Origin of the sequence: Streptococcus mitis (genome assembly GCF_002096755.1) — a bacterium.
GTDB classification, from domain to species: Bacteria; Bacillota; Bacilli; order Lactobacillales; family Streptococcaceae; genus Streptococcus; species Streptococcus mitis_AC.
Window position 1 is genome coordinate 123211 of the sequence record NZ_NCVF01000023.1, and the last position, 16163, is coordinate 139373.

A 16163-nucleotide genomic window follows, 5' to 3' on the forward strand; every position below is an offset into this window, starting at 1 on the left:
TCTTCGAAAATCTCTTCAAACTGCGTCAGCTTCTATCTGCAACCTCAAAACAATGTTTTGAGCAACCTGTGGCCAGCTTTCTAGTTTGCTCTTTGATTTTCATTGAGTATTATTAAGACAATATGAGGAGAAAGATGAAAGAAAAAGGATTTTGGGAGGGGGCGCAGGCGGCCATGCCAACAGCCCTTGGTTATGTCAGTATTGGCCTTGCCTGTGGGATTATCGGTGCGCCCTATGTGACACCTGTTGAGATGGGCTTGATGAGTCTCTTTGTTTATGCTGGGAGTGCCCAGTTTGCTATGCTGGCACTGATTGCGGTTCAAGCACCTGTGGCAGCCATTGCCATGACGGTTTTTCTAATCAATTTGCGTCTTTTTTTGTTGAGTTTGCATGCGTCGACCTATTTCCGTCATACCAGTCTCTGGCAAAATATCGGTATGTCTAGTCTCTTGACGGATGAGACTTATGGCGTTTTGATGGGCGAATTGGCCCATACAGACAAGGTCAATCCTATGTGGATGCACGGAAACAATCTCAACAGCTATGTGGCTTGGTTTGTTGGGACAGTTGTCGGAACGGCTCTGGGTGGCCTACTGCCAAATCCAGAAATCGTTGGCTTGGATTTTGCTCTTGTTGGGATGTTCATCGGAATTTTTGCTTCGCAATTCCAGATTATGCAAAGACGGATTCCTGTCCGCAATCTGCTCATTATCCTAGCAGTTGTTGCGGTGTCCTTCTTTTTACTCTTGACAGTGGTGTCTCAGTCACTAGCTGTTCTATTTGCGACGCTACTTGGTTGTACAATGGGGGTGGTATTAGATGGTCAGTAAGTATCTTTTATTAGCAGTTATTTTCTCTGGCTTGGTGACTTGGATTCCCCGTATGATTCCCTTCATCTTGGTCAAGTATAAGGGCCTGCCTGCGATTGTTGAACGTTTTTTGAAGTTCTTGCCCGTTTCTATTATCTTTGCCTTGATTCTTTCAAGCGTAGTGACAGGCAAGGTTGGTAACTTACCTCAAATCAAATGGCTGGACTTCTTAGCCATCTTTCCAACAGCTTGGGTAGCCTTTCGCTACCGCAATCTAGTCGGAACAGTTCTCTTTGGAGTGGTCTTGATTGCCATCTTGCGTTTGGTCTTTTAAATCAGCCATAAAGAAAACCTATCACAGAGATAGATATCATATAATGGCGTAAATGCTCTTTTTCTGTTAAGATTATAAGGTATTCTATTTTGGAGGAAATGACATGAAAAAAATCGTTAAATACTCATCTCTTGCTGCCCTAGGGCTTGTTGCTGCAGGTGTGCTTGTGGCTTGCTCAGGTGGTGCTAAGAAAGAAGGAGAAGCAGCTAGTAAGAAAGAAATTATCGTTGCAACCAATGGCTCGCCAAAACCATTTATCTATGAAGAAAATGGCGAATTGACTGGTTACGAGATTGAAGTCGTTCGCGCTATCTTTAAAGATTCTGACAAATATGATGTCAAGTTTGAAAAGACAGAATGGTCAGGTGTCTTTGCTGGTCTTGACGCTGACCGTTACAATATGGCTGTCAACAATCTTAGCTACACTAAAGAACGTGCGGAGAAATACCTATATGCCGCACCAATTGCCCAAAACCCTAATGTCCTTGTAGTGAAGAAAGATGACTCTAGTATCAAGTCTCTCGCTGATATCGGTGGAAAATCGACAGAGATTGTTCAAGCTACTACATCAGCTAAACAGTTGGAAGAATATAACAAACAACACGCAGATAACCCAACTATCCTGAACTATACTAAGGCAGATTTCCAACAAATTATGGGACGTTTGAGTGATGGACAATTTGACTATAAAATTTTTGATAAAATCGGTGTTGAAACAGTCATCAAGAACCAAGGTTTGGACAACTTGAAAGTTATCGAACTTCCAAGCGACCAACAACCGTACGTTTACCCACTTCTTGCTCAAGGTCAAGATGAGTTGAAAACATTTGTAGACAAACGTATCCAAGAACTCTACAAAGACGGAACTCTTGAAAAATTGTCAAAACAATTCTTCGGAGACACTTATCTACCAGCAGAAGCTGATATTAAATAATTTCTTGAAATCATCCATTCTGAATAAGATGGGTGATTTCTCAGTTTTTAGGGATATAGTTTTAAACTATATATCTGACTATCTAATAACAATTTGTGAAATCAAACAAATTGTGAGATACTAGTACGGTATTATTTTTAAGGAGAAAGAATCATGAAAATTAAAAAATGGCTTGGTGTAGCAGCCCTTGCTACAGTCGCAGGTTTGGCTCTTGCAGCTTGCGGAAACTCAGAAAAGAAAGCAGACAATGCAACAACTATCAAAATCGCAACTGTTAACCGTAGCGGTTCTGAAGAAAAACGTTGGGACAAAATCCAAGAATTGGTTAAAAAAGACGGCATTACCTTGGAATTTACAGAGTTCACAGACTACTCACAACCAAACAAGGCAACTGCTGATGGCGAAGTAGATTTGAACGCTTTCCAACACTATAACTTCTTGAACAACTGGAACAAAGAAAACGGAAAAGACCTTGTAGCGATTGCAGATACTTACATCTCTCCAATCCGTCTTTACTCAGGTTTGAATGGAAGTGACAACAAGTACACTAAAGTAGAAGACATCCCAGCAAACGGAGAAATCGCTGTACCGAACGATGCTACAAACGAAAGCCGTGCGCTTTACTTGCTTCAATCAGCTGGCTTGATTAAATTGGACGTTTCAGGAACTGCTCTTGCAACAGTTGCTAACATCAAAGAAAATCCAAAGAACTTGAAAATTACTGAATTGGATGCTAGCCAAACAGCTCGTTCATTGTCATCAGTTGACGCTGCCGTTGTAAACAATACCTTCGTTACAGAAGCAAAATTGGACTACAAGAAAGCACTTTTCAAAGAACAAGCTGATGAAAATTCAAAACAATGGTACAACATCATCGTTGCGAAAAAAGATTGGGAAACATCACCTAAGGCTGATGCTATCAAGAAAGTGATCGCAGCTTACCACACAGATGACGTGAAAAAAGTTATCGAAGAAACATCAGACGGTTTGGATCAACCAGTTTGGTAATAAGAAACAGGGAGGTGGGAGAGAAAATTCCACCTCTTGCTTTTGTATAGAGCATGGATTGTAAAGAAGACTATAGGTTCATAGAAAGGTAGAGAGAATATGGTTTTTCCTAGCGAACAAGAACAGATTGAAAAATTTGAAAAGGATCATGTGGCCCAGCATTATTTTGAGGTTTTGCGTACCTTGATTTCTAAGAAGTCGGTCTTTGCCCAACAGGTGGGTCTCAAAGAAGTTGCTAACTATCTGGGTGAGATTTTCAAACGTGTTGGGGCTGAAGTGGAGATTGATGAGACTTATACGGCTCCCTTTGTCATGGCGCATTTCAAGAGTTCGCGTCCAGATGCTAAGACTCTGATTTTCTATAACCACTATGACACTGTGCCAGCGGATGGGGATCAGATCTGGACAGAGGATCCCTTTACTCTTTCAGTGCGCAATGGCTTCATGTATGGGCGTGGGGTTGACGATGATAAGGGTCATATCACAGCTCGTTTGAGTGCTTTGAGAAAATACATGCAGCACCATGATGATTTGCCTGTTAATATCAGTTTTATCATGGAGGGAGCGGAGGAATCGGCTTCAACAGACCTAGATAAGTATCTAGAAAAGCATGCGGATAAACTCCGTGGTGCAGATTTGTTAGTTTGGGAACAAGGGACCAAGAATGCCTTGGAGCAGTTAGAAATTTCTGGTGGAAATAAGGGGATTGTGACCTTTGATGCCAAGGTAAAAAGTGCGGATGTGGATATCCACTCTAGTTATGGAGGAGTTGTGGAATCAGCTCCTTGGTACCTCCTTCAAGCCCTACAGTCCCTTCGTGCCGCAGATGGCCGTATCTTGGTTGAAGGTTTGTACGAAGAAGTACAAGAGCCGAATGAACGAGAATTAGCCTTGGTGGATGCCTATGCTCAACGCAATCCTGGGGAAATCAGCCAGATTTATGGCTTGGAATTGCCTCTCTTACAAGAGGACCGTGTAGCCTTTCTAAAACGTTTCTTTTTTGAGCCAGCTCTTAATATCGAAGGGATTCAGTCAGGTTATCAAGGACAAGGAGTCAAAACGATTTTACCAGCAGAAGCTAGTGCTAAGCTAGAGGTTCGTTTGGTTCCTGGCCTAGAACCGCATGATGTTCTGGAAAAAATTCGGAAACAGCTAGACAAAAATGGTTTTGATAAGGTAGAATTATACTATACCTTGGGAGAGATGAGCTATCGAAGCGATATGAGCGCACCAGCCATTCTCAATGTGATCGAGTTGGCCAAGAAATTCTATCCACAGGGCGTTTCAGTCTTGCCGACTACAGCTGGGACAGGGCCTATGCATACGGTCTTTGATGCCCTAGAGGTGCCAATGGTGGCCTTCGGTCTAGGAAATGCCAATAGTCGAGACCACGGTGGGGATGAAAATGTGCGAATCGCCGATTATTACACCCATATTGAATTAGTAGAGGAGCTGATTAGAAGCTATGAGTAGAGATATTATCAAGTTAGATCAGATCGATGTGACTTTTCATCAAAAGAAGAGAACCATCACAGCGGTCAAGGATGTGACCATTCACATCCAAGAAGGGGATATCTACGGAATCGTTGGATATTCTGGAGCAGGGAAATCAACCCTTGTACGGGTGATTAACCTTTTGCAAAAGCCATCTGCAGGGAAAATTACCATTGACGATGATGTGATTTTTGATGGTAAGGTGACCTTGACGGCAGAGCAGTTGCGTCGTAAACGTCAAGATATCGGGATGATTTTCCAGCATTTTAACCTGATGAGCCAAAAGACAGCAGAGGAGAATGTAGCCTTTGCCCTCAAACACTCTGGACTCAGTAAGGAAGAAAAGAAGGCTAAAGTAGCCAAGTTGCTGGACTTGGTTGGCTTGGCAGACCGTGCTGAAAACTACCCTTCACAACTATCTGGAGGGCAAAAACAGCGTGTAGCCATTGCGCGTGCCTTGGCTAATGATCCAAAAATCTTGATTTCAGACGAGTCAACTTCTGCCCTTGACCCTAAGACAACCAAGCAGATTTTGGCCTTGTTGCAAGATTTGAACCAAAAATTAGGCTTGACTGTTGTCTTGATTACGCATGAAATGCAGATTGTCAAAGACATTGCCAACCGTGTGGCAGTGATGCAGGATGGGCATTTGATTGAAGAGGGTAGCGTTCTTGAAATTTTCTCAAATCCTAAACAACCTTTGACGCAAGACTTTATCTCAACAGCCACTGGTATTGACGAAGCCATGGTCAAAATTGAGAAGCAAGAAATCGTGCAACATCTGTCTGAAAATAGCCTTTTGGTGCAACTCAAGTATGCAGGTGCTTCAACAGACGAGCCACTTTTGAATGAATTGTACAAGCATTATCAAGTAACGGCTAATATCCTCTATGGAAATATCGAAATTCTCGATGGTACTCCTGTTGGAGAATTAGTTGTGGTCTTGTCAGGTGAAAAAGCAGCGTTGGCAGGTGCCCAAGAAGCCATTCGTCAAGCAGGCGTACAACTAAAAGTATTGAAGGGAGGACAGTAAGATGGAATCATTGATTCAAACCTATTTGCCAAATGTCTATAAAATGGGTTGGGCTGGTCAGGCAGGCTGGGGAACAGCCATCTATCTAACTCTTTATATGACAGTTCTTTCTTTCATCATCGGAGGGTTCTTGGGGCTAGTGGCAGGTCTTTTCCTTGTTTTGACAGCGCCAGGTGGTGTCTTGGAAAATAAGGTCGTTTTCTGGATTTTGGATAAGATTACCTCTATTTTCCGTGCGGTACCATTTATCATTCTCTTGGCAGTCTTGTCACCCTTCTCTCATCTAATCGTAGGAACAAGCATTGGTCCAAATGCGGCTATCGTACCGCTATCTTTTGCAGTCTTTGCCTTCTTTGCCCGTCAGGTGCAGGTTGTCTTGGCTGAATTGGATGGTGGTGTCATTGAGGCGGCTCAAGCTAGCGGAGCGACATTCTGGGATATCGTAGGTGTTTACCTATCAGAAGGTCTTCCAGATTTGATCCGTGTGACGACTGTGACCTTGATTTCCCTTGTTGGGGAAACAGCCATGGCCGGTGCGGTTGGAGCTGGTGGTATCGGTAACGTGGCCATCGCTTATGGATTTAACCGCTACAATCATGATGTGACCATCTTGGCAACCATCATTATCATTTTGATTATCTTTGCAATCCAATTCTTGGGAGATTTCTTGACTAAGAAATTGAGCCATAAATAAAAAAGAGCCGCCTGGCTCTTTTTTAGTAATCAGATTTTCTGTGCCAATTTTTTACTCAAGGATTGTCCAATCAAGGCACCCACTAGGGCTCCGATGACAATACTTGCGATAAATAGAAGGACGGTTCCAGGATTTAGCGCGACCATGATACGGTCGATATATTCTTGGGATTTTCCTCTTGCTAGAAGGGTTGCCATATAGGTTTTGGGCGCAATCCACATAAGTAGGATTGGTCCTGATGTGCTAAAGGCAAAGAGAATAAAAGAAAGGAAGTTCTTTGTTTGATCTTTATATTTTCCTAAAAGAGCTACTCCATCTGCCAGGAGGCCACAGATAATTCCAGGAAGGAAGGCACCGGCACCGTGTTTAGTTCCCAAGAAAAAGAGAGCAATGACAAGGCCGATAGTGGTAATGGCTCCAAAGCGCGGAACTTTTGCGACTAGGATCATATAGACGCTACCGCCGACAAGGGCAGTAAAGGCAGGCGCATAAAACATGTTTCCAGTTTGGTCAAAGAGATTGCCCAAAAGGACACCAATCCCCATGCAGAGGAAGTAAAGAACTGCAAAAAGCAGTGTAGTTAAGATAGATTTCTTCATGAATTGTCTCCTGATAATTTTTTCACAATTCTCATTTTACCATGGTTTGATGGGATTGTAAATGGATACTAGAAGTTTTTGAAAACGCTTGAAATATGATATAATGGTTTCATAGTTATTTTTAGGGGGATATCATGGGGAGATTTTTAGACTTTGTCTTTAATCGTTTCTTTTTAGGGATGATTGCGACAGCCTTCTTTTGGCTATTAACATTGGCGGGAGGGATTATTCTTGGTCTAGCGCCGGCTAGTGCCACCTTGATGAGCTTGTATGCAGAACATGGTTATAGCTTTCGGGAATACAGTTTGAAGGAGGCTTGGTCTCTTTACAAGCAAAATTTTGTCTCAAGCAACCTGATCTTTTATAGTTTTTTAGGCGTGGATCTAGTTTTAGTCTATGGCTTGTATCTCTTGGTGCAATTGCCTCATCAGACTATTGTTCATTTGATTGCTACATTTTTGAATGTTCTAGTAGTTGCCTTGCTATTTTTGGCCTATACAGTGTCCTTGAAACTACAAGTTTATTTTGACTTATCCTATCGAAATAGTCTCAAACTATCCTTGATTGGCATTTTTATGAGTCTAGCAGCTGTGGCCAAGGTTCTCCTTGGGACAGTGCTACTTGTGGCAATTGGCTACTATATGCCTGCTCTTCTCTTCTTTGTAGGAATTGGGATGTGGCATTTCTTTATCAGTGATATATTGGAACCGGTCTATGAAAGTATCCATGAAAAATTGGCGACAAAATAGAATGAAGCAGTTTTGGCTACATACGCTTCTGAGAACCTACAGTTCAGTTATGATGATTATTATTGCGAGTTTTGCAATCTTACTCTCTTACGCTGACTGGGATTCACGGGAAAAGGAAGCTCAAAGAGTAGCCCAGCGTGTAACCACTCGAACAGTCGATGAGGTGGAGTATTATTATCGGGAATCAGCCCAACTGGCGCAAGATTTAGTAGCCAATCAAGACCGGATACAAGGGGTTTATAAGTACTTTAGCTTGTCAACTTCTGAGTATTTTTATTGGCTGTTGGAGCATCAAGCAGCTTCGTCAACTTCTATTTCTCTGTATGAAAACATTGATGATCTTTATGTCCAAAATGACTCTATAACGGGTGTTGCAATCGTCTTACAGGATTTTAAAGAAGTTTATGTTTCAACAAGGGATAAAAGAAGTGGTCATGTCTTGCCTGCTGAGGCCTTTAAACCAGAGGCCAATAGTTTTGGCATTCCAGTTCTGGACCCAGCAACGGATCAATCTATAGGAGTGATTTACATCTCCTTGGATCCAGAAGTCTTATATCATGCCATTGACAATACCCGAGGTCATATCCCGATGGCTGTGACTGTGACATCACCATTTGATACGGAGATTTTTCATATTGGTGAGAGGGTCAATAGGGAACATGAGAACTGGTTTGTCGGTTTTACCTCTCATGGCTATCAGGTTCAGGTGGCAGTTCCTAAAAACTTTGTTTTACAAGGAACAGTGGCTAGCTCTGCTTTGATTGTGGGCTTGAGCCTTCTCTTTATTGTCATTCTCTATCTGACTTTGAGGAAGACCTTTGCTAATTATCAAAAGCAGGTAGTGGACCTGGTGGATTCCATCCAAGCTATTGCCAAAGGACAAGAAGGTCTTCGCATTGATACGCTTGAAAAGGATCAGGAATTGCTCTTAATCGCAGAGACCACCAATGATATGTTGGATCGCTTGGAAAAGAATATCCATGATATTTATCAGTTAGAGCTTAGTCAAAAAGATGCCAATATGCGAGCCTTGCAGGCGCAAATCAATCCTCATTTTATGTATAATACGCTGGAGTTTTTGCGTATGTATGCAGTCATGCAGAGTCAAGATGAGTTGGCAGATATCATTTATGAGTTCAGTAGTCTCTTGCGTAACAATATTTCCGACGAAAGAGAAACTCTTCTCAAACAGGAATTAGAATTTTGCCGTAAATATAGTTATCTCTGCATGGTTCGCTATCCCAAGTCCATTGCCTATGGTTTCAAGATAGATCCAGAGTTAGAGAATATGAAGATTCCTAAGTTTACCTTACAACCTCTGGTTGAAAATTATTTCGCGCATGGTGTTGACCACAGACGGACAGATAATGTGATTAGCATAAAGGCGCTTAAACAGGATGGTTTTGTAGAAATTTTGGTGGTCGATAATGGCCGTGGAATGTCGGTTGAAAAACTGACAAGTATTCGAGAAAAATTAAGTCAGAGACATTTTGAACACCAAGCCAGTTACAGTGATCAAAAGCAGTCTATCGGGATTACCAATGTACATGAGCGTTTTGTGCTCTATTTTGGGGACCGCTATGCCATTACGATAGAGTCTGCGGAGCAAGCAGGTGTTCAGTATCGTATTACAATTCAAGATGAGTAGAAAGGGAGAAAATGTATAAAGTATTATTAGTAGATGATGAGTACATGGTGACAGAAGGTCTGAAACGTTTGATTCCCTTTGATAAGTGGGATATGGAGGTCGTCGCAACAGCCAATCATGCCGATGAAGCCCTAGAATATGTTCAGGAAAATCCCATCGATGTCATCATTTCAGATGTCAATATGCCCGACAAAACAGGGCTTGATATGATTCGGGAGATGAAAGAAATCTTACCAGATGCAGCCTATATCCCGCTTTCAGGTTATCAGGAGTTTGATTATGTAAAAAGAGCAATGAACCTTAGTGTGGTGGACTATTTGGTTAAGCCTGTTGATAAGGTAGAGTTGGGTAATCTGCTAGAGAAGATTGCAGGTCAGCTCGGCGAGAGAGGGAAGAAAAGTCAGACCCTTAGTCAAGATTTAGATGAGGCCGGATTTGTTAGTTATTTAGGGGATAAGGAGAATTGGTGGATAGGTCTATCCAAGGAAAAACAAGGTTCTTTCACCATTCCCTACTATGTCTTGGGTAAAGACTGGCAGATTTTTATTTCTGATCAACCCCTAGATGGTTTAGTCGTTACTCCCTTTGAAGCTCCTTATCAAGAACACTTTGAACGCTGGAAGCTGAATGCTGAGAAAGCCCTCTTTTACGGTTCTGTAAATCTAAAACAGTCTGAGAGTCTCTTTGCCTATTATGAACCGATTTATAGGGTTATCATTCAGGGGAATCTCAATCAAATCGTGGAAGAGTTGAACCTTTTGGAGAAGGTGGTTCTTGAAAATACGCCGCGTGTTCCCATTACCAAACAGCTTTTTATCCAGTTTGTCATGGATGTCTTTCATTTGTTTGAACACCTAAAAGCTGATGATATGACGGACATTGTCAAAACGATTCATGCTATTCAAACCTTTGATGAATTGGTTCCTTATATCAAGGAAACTCTGACCCGATTCTTTGGGCAATATCGAATGAATGAAAATGTGGTTAGTGTGCTAGAAGTCATTGGGCGTGATTATCAAAAAGAACTTTCCCTCAAGGATATCAGTAAGGATCTTTTTATCAATCCTGTCTATCTGGGTCAGTTGATTAAGCGAGAAACCAATTCTACCTTCGCAGAGTTACTAAATAAACAACGCATTAAGGCTGCCCAGCAGCTCTTACTTTCGACTAGTGACAGTATCGAAGATATTTGTTATGCTGTTGGTTACAGTAATGTTGGATATTTCTATAAAGTGTTCCGAAAATTGTGCGGAAAATCACCAAAAGCCTACCGAAAACAGGTAGAAACTACACTATAATATTTGTATCCCTTTACAAAAAGTGCTATAATATCAATAATAACATCAGGAGGTTCTATCATGAAAAAGAAACCAATTTATCTATGGGTCTTGCTCATCTTGTCTGCCCTTATTTCAGCTACGTCTCTGTTTGAACTTTTGAAGCCCTTGCCTAGTAAAGAAGTCCTTCGTGCTGCTCAAAAACAAGTTGCAGGGGTCAGTGCTCAGCAGGTAGAAGATAGCATTAATTTTAGCTATAGAGTGGCAGAAGCATCTCATTCTATTTTTAATGTGGCCTTGGTTGTACTATCTGCTATTTTAGTGGTAGTAGCGATTGTATTCCTTGTTCGTAAGAATTTGCAGTATGCAAACTATACTTATGTCGGCTATGTTTTGCTAGCCATTATTGGTTCGATTTATACCTATGTGACTTTACAAGACGCTTTGCAGCTGGTTCAAGATGAAACTATTCGTTTGACAATGGGTATTGGTTCAAAAGCTGTCAGCATTTTCTATATCGTCATCAATGTTCTCTTCCTAGCCCTTGTCTTCTACAAGATATGGCGTCAGCAAAAAGCCTTGGCTGAAGAAGAGGAAACAGAAGAACTTGCCTAAGTATTGACAAAAAATAACTATCAAGTTACAATCTTGGTAGTTATTTTTCGATTATAGATAAAATCATGGAGGTAAATATGAAGACAATTTCTTTAGTTTATATCAGTCTGAGTGGGAATACTGAGAGTTTTGTGACACGCCTGAAAGACTATCTCTTGTCCCAGTATGAGGGGATTGAAGTTCAAAAGATTCATATCAAGGACTTAGTCAAGGAAGGCCAAGATTTTTATGAGATGGAACACCCTTATATCGCTTTTTTGCCAACCTACCTAGAAGGTGGGAATGGCGTGGATAACGGAGATGTAGAGATTTTGACGACACCAGTGGGAGATTTTATCGCCTATGGTGACAATGCTAGTAAGTGTTTTGGCGTAGTTGGTTCAGGAAATCGCAACTTTAATAACCAATACTGCCTGACAGCCAAGCAATACAGTCAACGTTTTGGCTTCCCTGTCTTAGCTGACTTTGAAATGCGAGGCATGCTGGGAGATATCAAGCATGTGGCTGCAATTATAGCAGATTTGTATGAGTTGGAAAGTTGAGCTTAGGCTTGGCTTTTTTATTATTCCAAGCAGTTTTATCAAAGCCCTTACTTTCTATGCTCCAAGAGTTGATTGATGTGGTCTACTTTTCTAGCTTCTCTTTTATAGAGAATAGCCCAAATGATGAGGTAGACAATCGCAAACTCGATAATAAGCTGGAGATAGAAGATCCAGTGGAAGGGGAACCAACCTGCCAGGGTTGCTAGTGGGACAAAGCCAGCAAGCATAAGGAAGAAATGAGTCAGAGTGGCACGGAGCATGCTCCAGTCACGGCTGAATAAGCGGTTGCCAAAGTTGAAGAGAATGCCGATAGCTGACCAGATAAGTGTGCAGTAGAGCAAGACCAGGGCACCGTGAACCTGATGTTGAATCATGACTTGGCCGATGAGAGAGTAGGGATTTAGCGGGGCATAAGTACTCGGTGCATAAATGAGTGAAAAGAGGATAGAGAGGATGAGGCCGATGAGGACACCAGCAGTTGCGTCGTGAAAGATTTGTTTTTTCATAGTTCTAATTTCTCCTTGATGGTTTTTAGGTAACGGCGTGAAGAGTAGGTGAAGCTTTCATTTTTTAGAAAGATTTCTACCAGACCGTTGGGGGTGAGCTTGAGATGAGAGATGGAGTTGATATTGATGATTTCTGATTGGGAAATTTGGATAAAATTGCTTGGCAAAAGTTCAAGAACCTGATAGAGCCGTAAATCAATATTGTAGGTCTGACTTGCTGTTTCTGCTAGAACCTTCCGATTCTCGATATAGAAGCGTTGAATATTGCCAATCTCAATTAGATAGACCTGATCTTCGATTTTCCCTTTGATTTTTTCTCTTTGGTCCAGATTTTCTGCGAACTCGATGACTTTTTGGACTTTTTCTGTCGGCTGAGGTGCTTGGACAATCAGTCTTTCCTCTTCGTAAGTCTCACTAATCTGTAGTTCTACTTTCATAAATTTCTCTCCTTGTTTTTCATACAAAATTGTGATCACTTCTTGTACACTTTTATTAAACACTATTTTACGACACCTGGCAAGGGACTTTGTCTATGTGGAGGGATTTGGCTCCTATGTGGTGCTTGCTTTTCTGTCCTATCTGAAATATGGTATAATAGCACTAATCAATTTCTAGGAAAATAGATACAGAAAGGGGCTGGAAGATGTCTCATATTATTGAATTGCCAGAGGTGCTGGCAAACCAGATCGCGGCAGGAGAGGTCATTGAACGTCCTGCCAGTGTGGTCAAAGAATTGGTAGAAAATGCCATTGATGCTGGCTCTAGTCAGATTATCATTGAGATTGAGGAAGCTGGTCTCAAGAAGATTCAAATCACAGATAATGGTCATGGAATTGCCCACGATGAGGTGGAATTGGCCCTGCGTCGCCATGCGACTAGTAAGATAAAAAATCAAGCAGACCTCTTTCGAATTCGGACGCTTGGTTTTCGTGGTGAAGCCCTGCCCTCTATCGCGTCTGTCAGTGTACTGACTCTGTTGACGGCGGTGGATGGTGCGAGTCATGGGACTAAGCTCGTCGCACGTGGGGGAGAAGTAGAAGAAGTCATCCCAGCGACTAGTCCTATGGGGACCAAGGTTTGTGTGGAGGACCTCTTTTTCAACACGCCTGCCCGCCTCAAGTATATGAAGAGCCAGCAGGCGGAGTTGTCTCATATTATTGATATTGTCAATCGTCTGGGCTTGGCCCATCCTGAAATTTCGTTTAGTTTAATCAGTGATGGCAAGGAAATGACGCGGACAGCAGGGACTGGACAACTGCGTCAAGCTATTGCAGGGATTTACGGTTTGGCGAGTGCCAAGAAGATGATTGAAATTGAGAATTCTGACCTAGATTTCGAAATTTCTGGTTTTGTGTCCTTACCTGAGTTAACTCGAGCCAACCGCAACTATATCAGTCTTTTCATCAATGGCCGTTATATAAAGAATTTCCTGCTCAATCGTGCAATTCTAGACGGCTATGGCAGTAAGCTTATGGTAGGCCGTTTTCCACTGGCTGTCATTCACATTCATATCGACCCTTATCTAGCGGATGTCAATGTGCACCCAACCAAGCAAGAAGTGCGGATTTCCAAGGAAAAGGAACTGATGACCCTGGTTTCAGAAGCTATTGCAAACAGTCTCAAGGAACAAACCCTGATACCAGATGCCTTGGAAAATCTTGCCAAATCGGCTGTGCGCAATCGTGAGAAGGTGGAGCAAACCATTCTCCCACTCAAAGAAAATATGCTCTACTATGAGCAAACAGAGCCGATAAGATCCAGTCAAGCTGAGGTGGCTGATTATCAGGTTGAATTGACTGATGAAGGGCAGGATTTGACCCTGTTTGCCAAGGAAACCTTGGACCAATTGACCAAGCCAGCTAAACTGCATTTTGCAGAGAGAAAGCCTGCTAACTATGACCAACTAGACCATCCAGAGTTAGACCTAGCTAGTCTTGATAAGGCCTATGACAAGCTGGAGCGAGAAGAATCATCAAGCTTTCCAGAATTGGAATTTTTCGGACAGATGCATGGGACCTATCTCTTTGCCCAAGGGCGAGATGGGCTCTACATCATAGACCAACATGCGGCGCAGGAACGGGTCAAGTACGAGGAGTATCGTGAAAGCATTGGCAATGTTGACCAGAGCCAGCAGCAACTCCTAGTGCCCTATATCTTTGAATTTCCAGCGGATGATGCCCTTCGTCTTAAGGAAAGAATGGCACTTTTGGAGGAAGTTGGAGTCTTTCTAGCAGAGTACGGAGAAAATCAATTTATCTTACGTGAACATCCTATTTGGATGGCAGAAGAAGAGATTGAATCAGGCATCTATGAGATGTGCGACATGCTCCTCTTGACCAAGGAAGTTTCTATCAAGAAATACCGAGCAGAGCTAGCTATCATGATGTCCTGCAAACGGTCTATCAAGGCTAATCATCGTATCGATGACCATTCGGCCAGACAGCTCCTTTATCAACTTTCTCAATGTGACAATCCCTATAACTGTCCTCACGGACGTCCTGTTTTGGTGCATTTTACCAAGTCGGATATGGAAAAGATGTTCCGACGGATTCAGGAAAATCACACCAGTCTCCGTGAGTTGGGGAAATATTAAACTAAAAGGAAAACTATGTACGAATATTTAAAAGGAATCATTACCAAAATTACTGCTAAATACATTGTTCTTGAAACCAATGGTATCGGCTATATTTTGCATGTGGCCAATCCTTATGCCTATTCAGGTCAGGTTAATCAGGAGGCTCAGATTTATGTTCATCAAGTCGTGCGTGAGGACGCTCATCTGCTTTATGGATTTCGCTCAGAAGACGAGAAAAAGCTCTTTCTCAGTCTGATTTCGGTCTCTGGGATTGGTCCTGTATCAGCTCTTGCTATTATCGCTGCTGATGACAATGCTGGCTTGGTTCAAGCCGTTGAAACCAAGAACATCACCTACTTGACTAAGTTCCCTAAAATTGGCAAGAAAACAGCCCAGCAGATGGTGCTGGACTTGGAAGGCAAGGTTGTCGTATCTAGTGATAACCTTCCTGCCAAGGTCGCAGTGCAAGCAAGCGCTGAAAACCAAGAATTGGAAGAAGCTATGGAAGCCATGTTGGCTCTGGGCTACAAGGCAACAGAGCTCAAGAAAATCAAGAAATTCTTTGAAGGAACGACAGATACAGCTGAGAACTATATCAAGTCGGCCCTTAAAATGTTGGTCAAATAGGAGCAGAGCATGACAAAACGTTGTTCGTGGGTCAAGATGACCAATCCGCTCTATATAGCCTATCATGATGAGGAGTGGGGGCAGCCCCTCCATGATGATCAAGCATTGTTTGAGTTGTTGTGTATGGAAACCTATCAAGCGGGCCTGTCTTGGGAAACGGTACTTAACAAACGCCAAGCTTTCCGAGAAGCCTTTCATGGCTATCAAATTCAAGCGGTCGCAGAGATGACCGACACCGAATTGGAAAACTTGCTGGATAATCCAGCCATCATCCGAAATAGAGCCAAGATTTTTGCTACACGCGCTAACGCCCAAGCCTTTCTACGACTACAGGCAGAGTACGGCTCTTTTGATGCCTATCTTTGGTCTTTTGTTGAGGGGAAAACGATCGTTAACGATGTTCCCGATTACCGCCAAGCCCCAGCTAAAACACCTCTGTCTGAGAAGTTAGCCAAAGATCTCAAAAAACGAGGCTTCAAGTTCACAGGCCCAGTCGTCGTCTTGTCTTTTCTACAGGCTGCAGGGCTAGTTGATGACCATGAGAATGATTGTGAGTGGAAAAGCGGTCGTTAGTATGTACAGGTAACTAGCATATCTGAGAATATAGAAAAAAGCTGAGAAATTTGAACTGCACCCCAAAAGTTAGACAGAAAAAATCTAACTTTTGGGGTGTTTTATTATGAAATTGAGTTATGATGATAAAGTTCAGATCTATGAAC

At 42.3% G+C, this 16163-nt stretch carries 18 protein-coding genes; 15 read left to right on the top strand and 3 right to left on the bottom strand.

The window, feature by feature from the left end; genetic code table 11:
* The first annotated feature begins 134 nt into the window (after positions 1 to 134).
* The 7 genes from B7700_RS06090 to B7700_RS06120 all read left to right on the top strand — a co-directional run bounded on the left by B7700_RS06090 (position 135) and on the right by B7700_RS06120 (position 6306).
* The gene (locus B7700_RS06090; protein WP_084887774.1) at positions 135 to 830 is read left to right on the top strand and encodes an AzlC family ABC transporter permease; all 696 of its coding nucleotides are present in this window, start codon (positions 135 to 137) and stop codon (positions 828 to 830) included.
* Complete coding sequence (locus B7700_RS06095; protein ID WP_084887776.1) at positions 820 to 1143, top strand: AzlD domain-containing protein; 324 nt, start codon at positions 820 to 822, stop codon at positions 1141 to 1143. Before B7700_RS06090 ends, B7700_RS06095 begins: the two co-directional genes overlap by 11 nt.
* A gap of 103 nt (positions 1144 to 1246) precedes the next feature.
* On the top strand, positions 1247 to 2077 hold the full coding sequence (locus B7700_RS06100; RefSeq protein ID WP_084887778.1) for an amino acid ABC transporter substrate-binding protein: 831 nt from the start codon (positions 1247 to 1249) through the stop codon (positions 2075 to 2077).
* Positions 2078 to 2230: 153 nt separating this feature from the next.
* Positions 2231 to 3085, top strand: a complete 855-nt coding sequence (locus B7700_RS06105; protein ID WP_000694523.1) for a MetQ/NlpA family ABC transporter substrate-binding protein — start codon at positions 2231 to 2233, stop codon at positions 3083 to 3085.
* 99 nt (positions 3086 to 3184) lie between these two features.
* Positions 3185 to 4558 (top strand): M20 family metallopeptidase, encoded by a 1374-nt coding sequence (locus B7700_RS06110; protein ID WP_049491224.1) that lies wholly within the window; start codon positions 3185 to 3187, stop codon positions 4556 to 4558.
* Positions 4551 to 5612 (top strand): methionine ABC transporter ATP-binding protein, encoded by a 1062-nt coding sequence (locus B7700_RS06115; protein WP_078238053.1) that lies wholly within the window; start codon positions 4551 to 4553, stop codon positions 5610 to 5612. The genes B7700_RS06110 and B7700_RS06115 overlap by 8 nt, the downstream gene beginning before the upstream one ends.
* A 1-nt stretch (position 5613) precedes the next feature.
* A complete protein-coding gene (locus B7700_RS06120; protein WP_000444647.1) occupies positions 5614 to 6306 on the top strand; it encodes a methionine ABC transporter permease in 693 nt (230 codons plus the stop codon).
* 29 nt (positions 6307 to 6335) lie between these two features.
* Here B7700_RS06120 and B7700_RS06125 read toward each other — a convergent pair whose 3' ends face one another.
* Positions 6336 to 6905, bottom strand: a complete 570-nt coding sequence (locus B7700_RS06125; protein ID WP_084887780.1) for an MptD family putative ECF transporter S component — start codon at positions 6903 to 6905, stop codon at positions 6336 to 6338.
* Between the two features lie 134 nt (positions 6906 to 7039).
* Here B7700_RS06125 and B7700_RS06130 point away from each other — a divergent pair, with 134 nt between their 5' ends.
* The 5 genes from B7700_RS06130 (at position 7040) to nrdI (ending at position 11736) form a co-directional block, all read left to right on the top strand.
* Positions 7040 to 7654, top strand: coding sequence for a YesL family protein (locus B7700_RS06130; RefSeq protein WP_084887782.1), 615 nt, complete (start codon positions 7040 to 7042; stop codon positions 7652 to 7654).
* Positions 7632 to 9302: a sensor histidine kinase gene (locus tag B7700_RS06135; protein ID WP_338132009.1), complete on the top strand. Its 1671-nt coding sequence runs from the start codon at positions 7632 to 7634 to the stop codon at positions 9300 to 9302. Before B7700_RS06130 ends, B7700_RS06135 begins: the two co-directional genes overlap by 23 nt.
* A gap of 11 nt (positions 9303 to 9313) precedes the next feature.
* The gene (locus tag B7700_RS06140) at positions 9314 to 10600 is read left to right on the top strand and encodes a response regulator transcription factor (RefSeq protein WP_084887786.1); all 1287 of its coding nucleotides are present in this window, start codon (positions 9314 to 9316) and stop codon (positions 10598 to 10600) included.
* A gap of 60 nt (positions 10601 to 10660) precedes the next feature.
* A complete protein-coding gene (locus B7700_RS06145) occupies positions 10661 to 11194 on the top strand; it encodes an ABC transporter permease (protein ID WP_023946835.1) in 534 nt (177 codons plus the stop codon).
* Between the two features lie 77 nt (positions 11195 to 11271).
* A complete protein-coding gene (gene nrdI, locus B7700_RS06150; RefSeq protein ID WP_084887788.1) occupies positions 11272 to 11736 on the top strand; it encodes a class Ib ribonucleoside-diphosphate reductase assembly flavoprotein NrdI in 465 nt (154 codons plus the stop codon).
* A gap of 47 nt (positions 11737 to 11783) precedes the next feature.
* Here the strand turns inward: nrdI and B7700_RS06155 are convergent, their stop codons facing one another.
* Entirely contained in the window at positions 11784 to 12242 is a 459-nt protein-coding gene (locus B7700_RS06155; RefSeq protein ID WP_084887790.1) for a DUF3021 domain-containing protein, read from the bottom strand.
* Entirely contained in the window at positions 12239 to 12679 is a 441-nt protein-coding gene (locus tag B7700_RS06160; RefSeq protein WP_084887791.1) for a LytTR family DNA-binding domain-containing protein, read from the bottom strand. The genes B7700_RS06155 and B7700_RS06160 overlap by 4 nt, the downstream gene beginning before the upstream one ends.
* A gap of 206 nt (positions 12680 to 12885) precedes the next feature.
* On the opposite strand from B7700_RS06160, the gene mutL reads away from it, so the two are divergent.
* Genes mutL through B7700_RS06180 form a run of 3 tightly spaced genes read left to right on the top strand, consistent with a single transcriptional unit; the run spans position 12886 to position 16017 of the window.
* Positions 12886 to 14835, top strand: coding sequence for a DNA mismatch repair endonuclease MutL (gene mutL, locus B7700_RS06170; RefSeq protein WP_084887793.1), 1950 nt, complete (start codon positions 12886 to 12888; stop codon positions 14833 to 14835).
* 15 nt (positions 14836 to 14850) lie between these two features.
* Positions 14851 to 15444, top strand: coding sequence for a Holliday junction branch migration protein RuvA (gene ruvA, locus B7700_RS06175; RefSeq protein ID WP_084887795.1), 594 nt, complete (start codon positions 14851 to 14853; stop codon positions 15442 to 15444).
* Between the two features lie 9 nt (positions 15445 to 15453).
* Positions 15454 to 16017 carry a DNA-3-methyladenine glycosylase I gene (locus B7700_RS06180; RefSeq protein ID WP_084887797.1) on the top strand — a complete coding sequence of 188 codons (564 nt, stop codon included), beginning with the start codon at positions 15454 to 15456 and terminating at the stop codon, positions 16015 to 16017.
* Positions 16018 to 16163 lie beyond the last annotated feature (146 nt).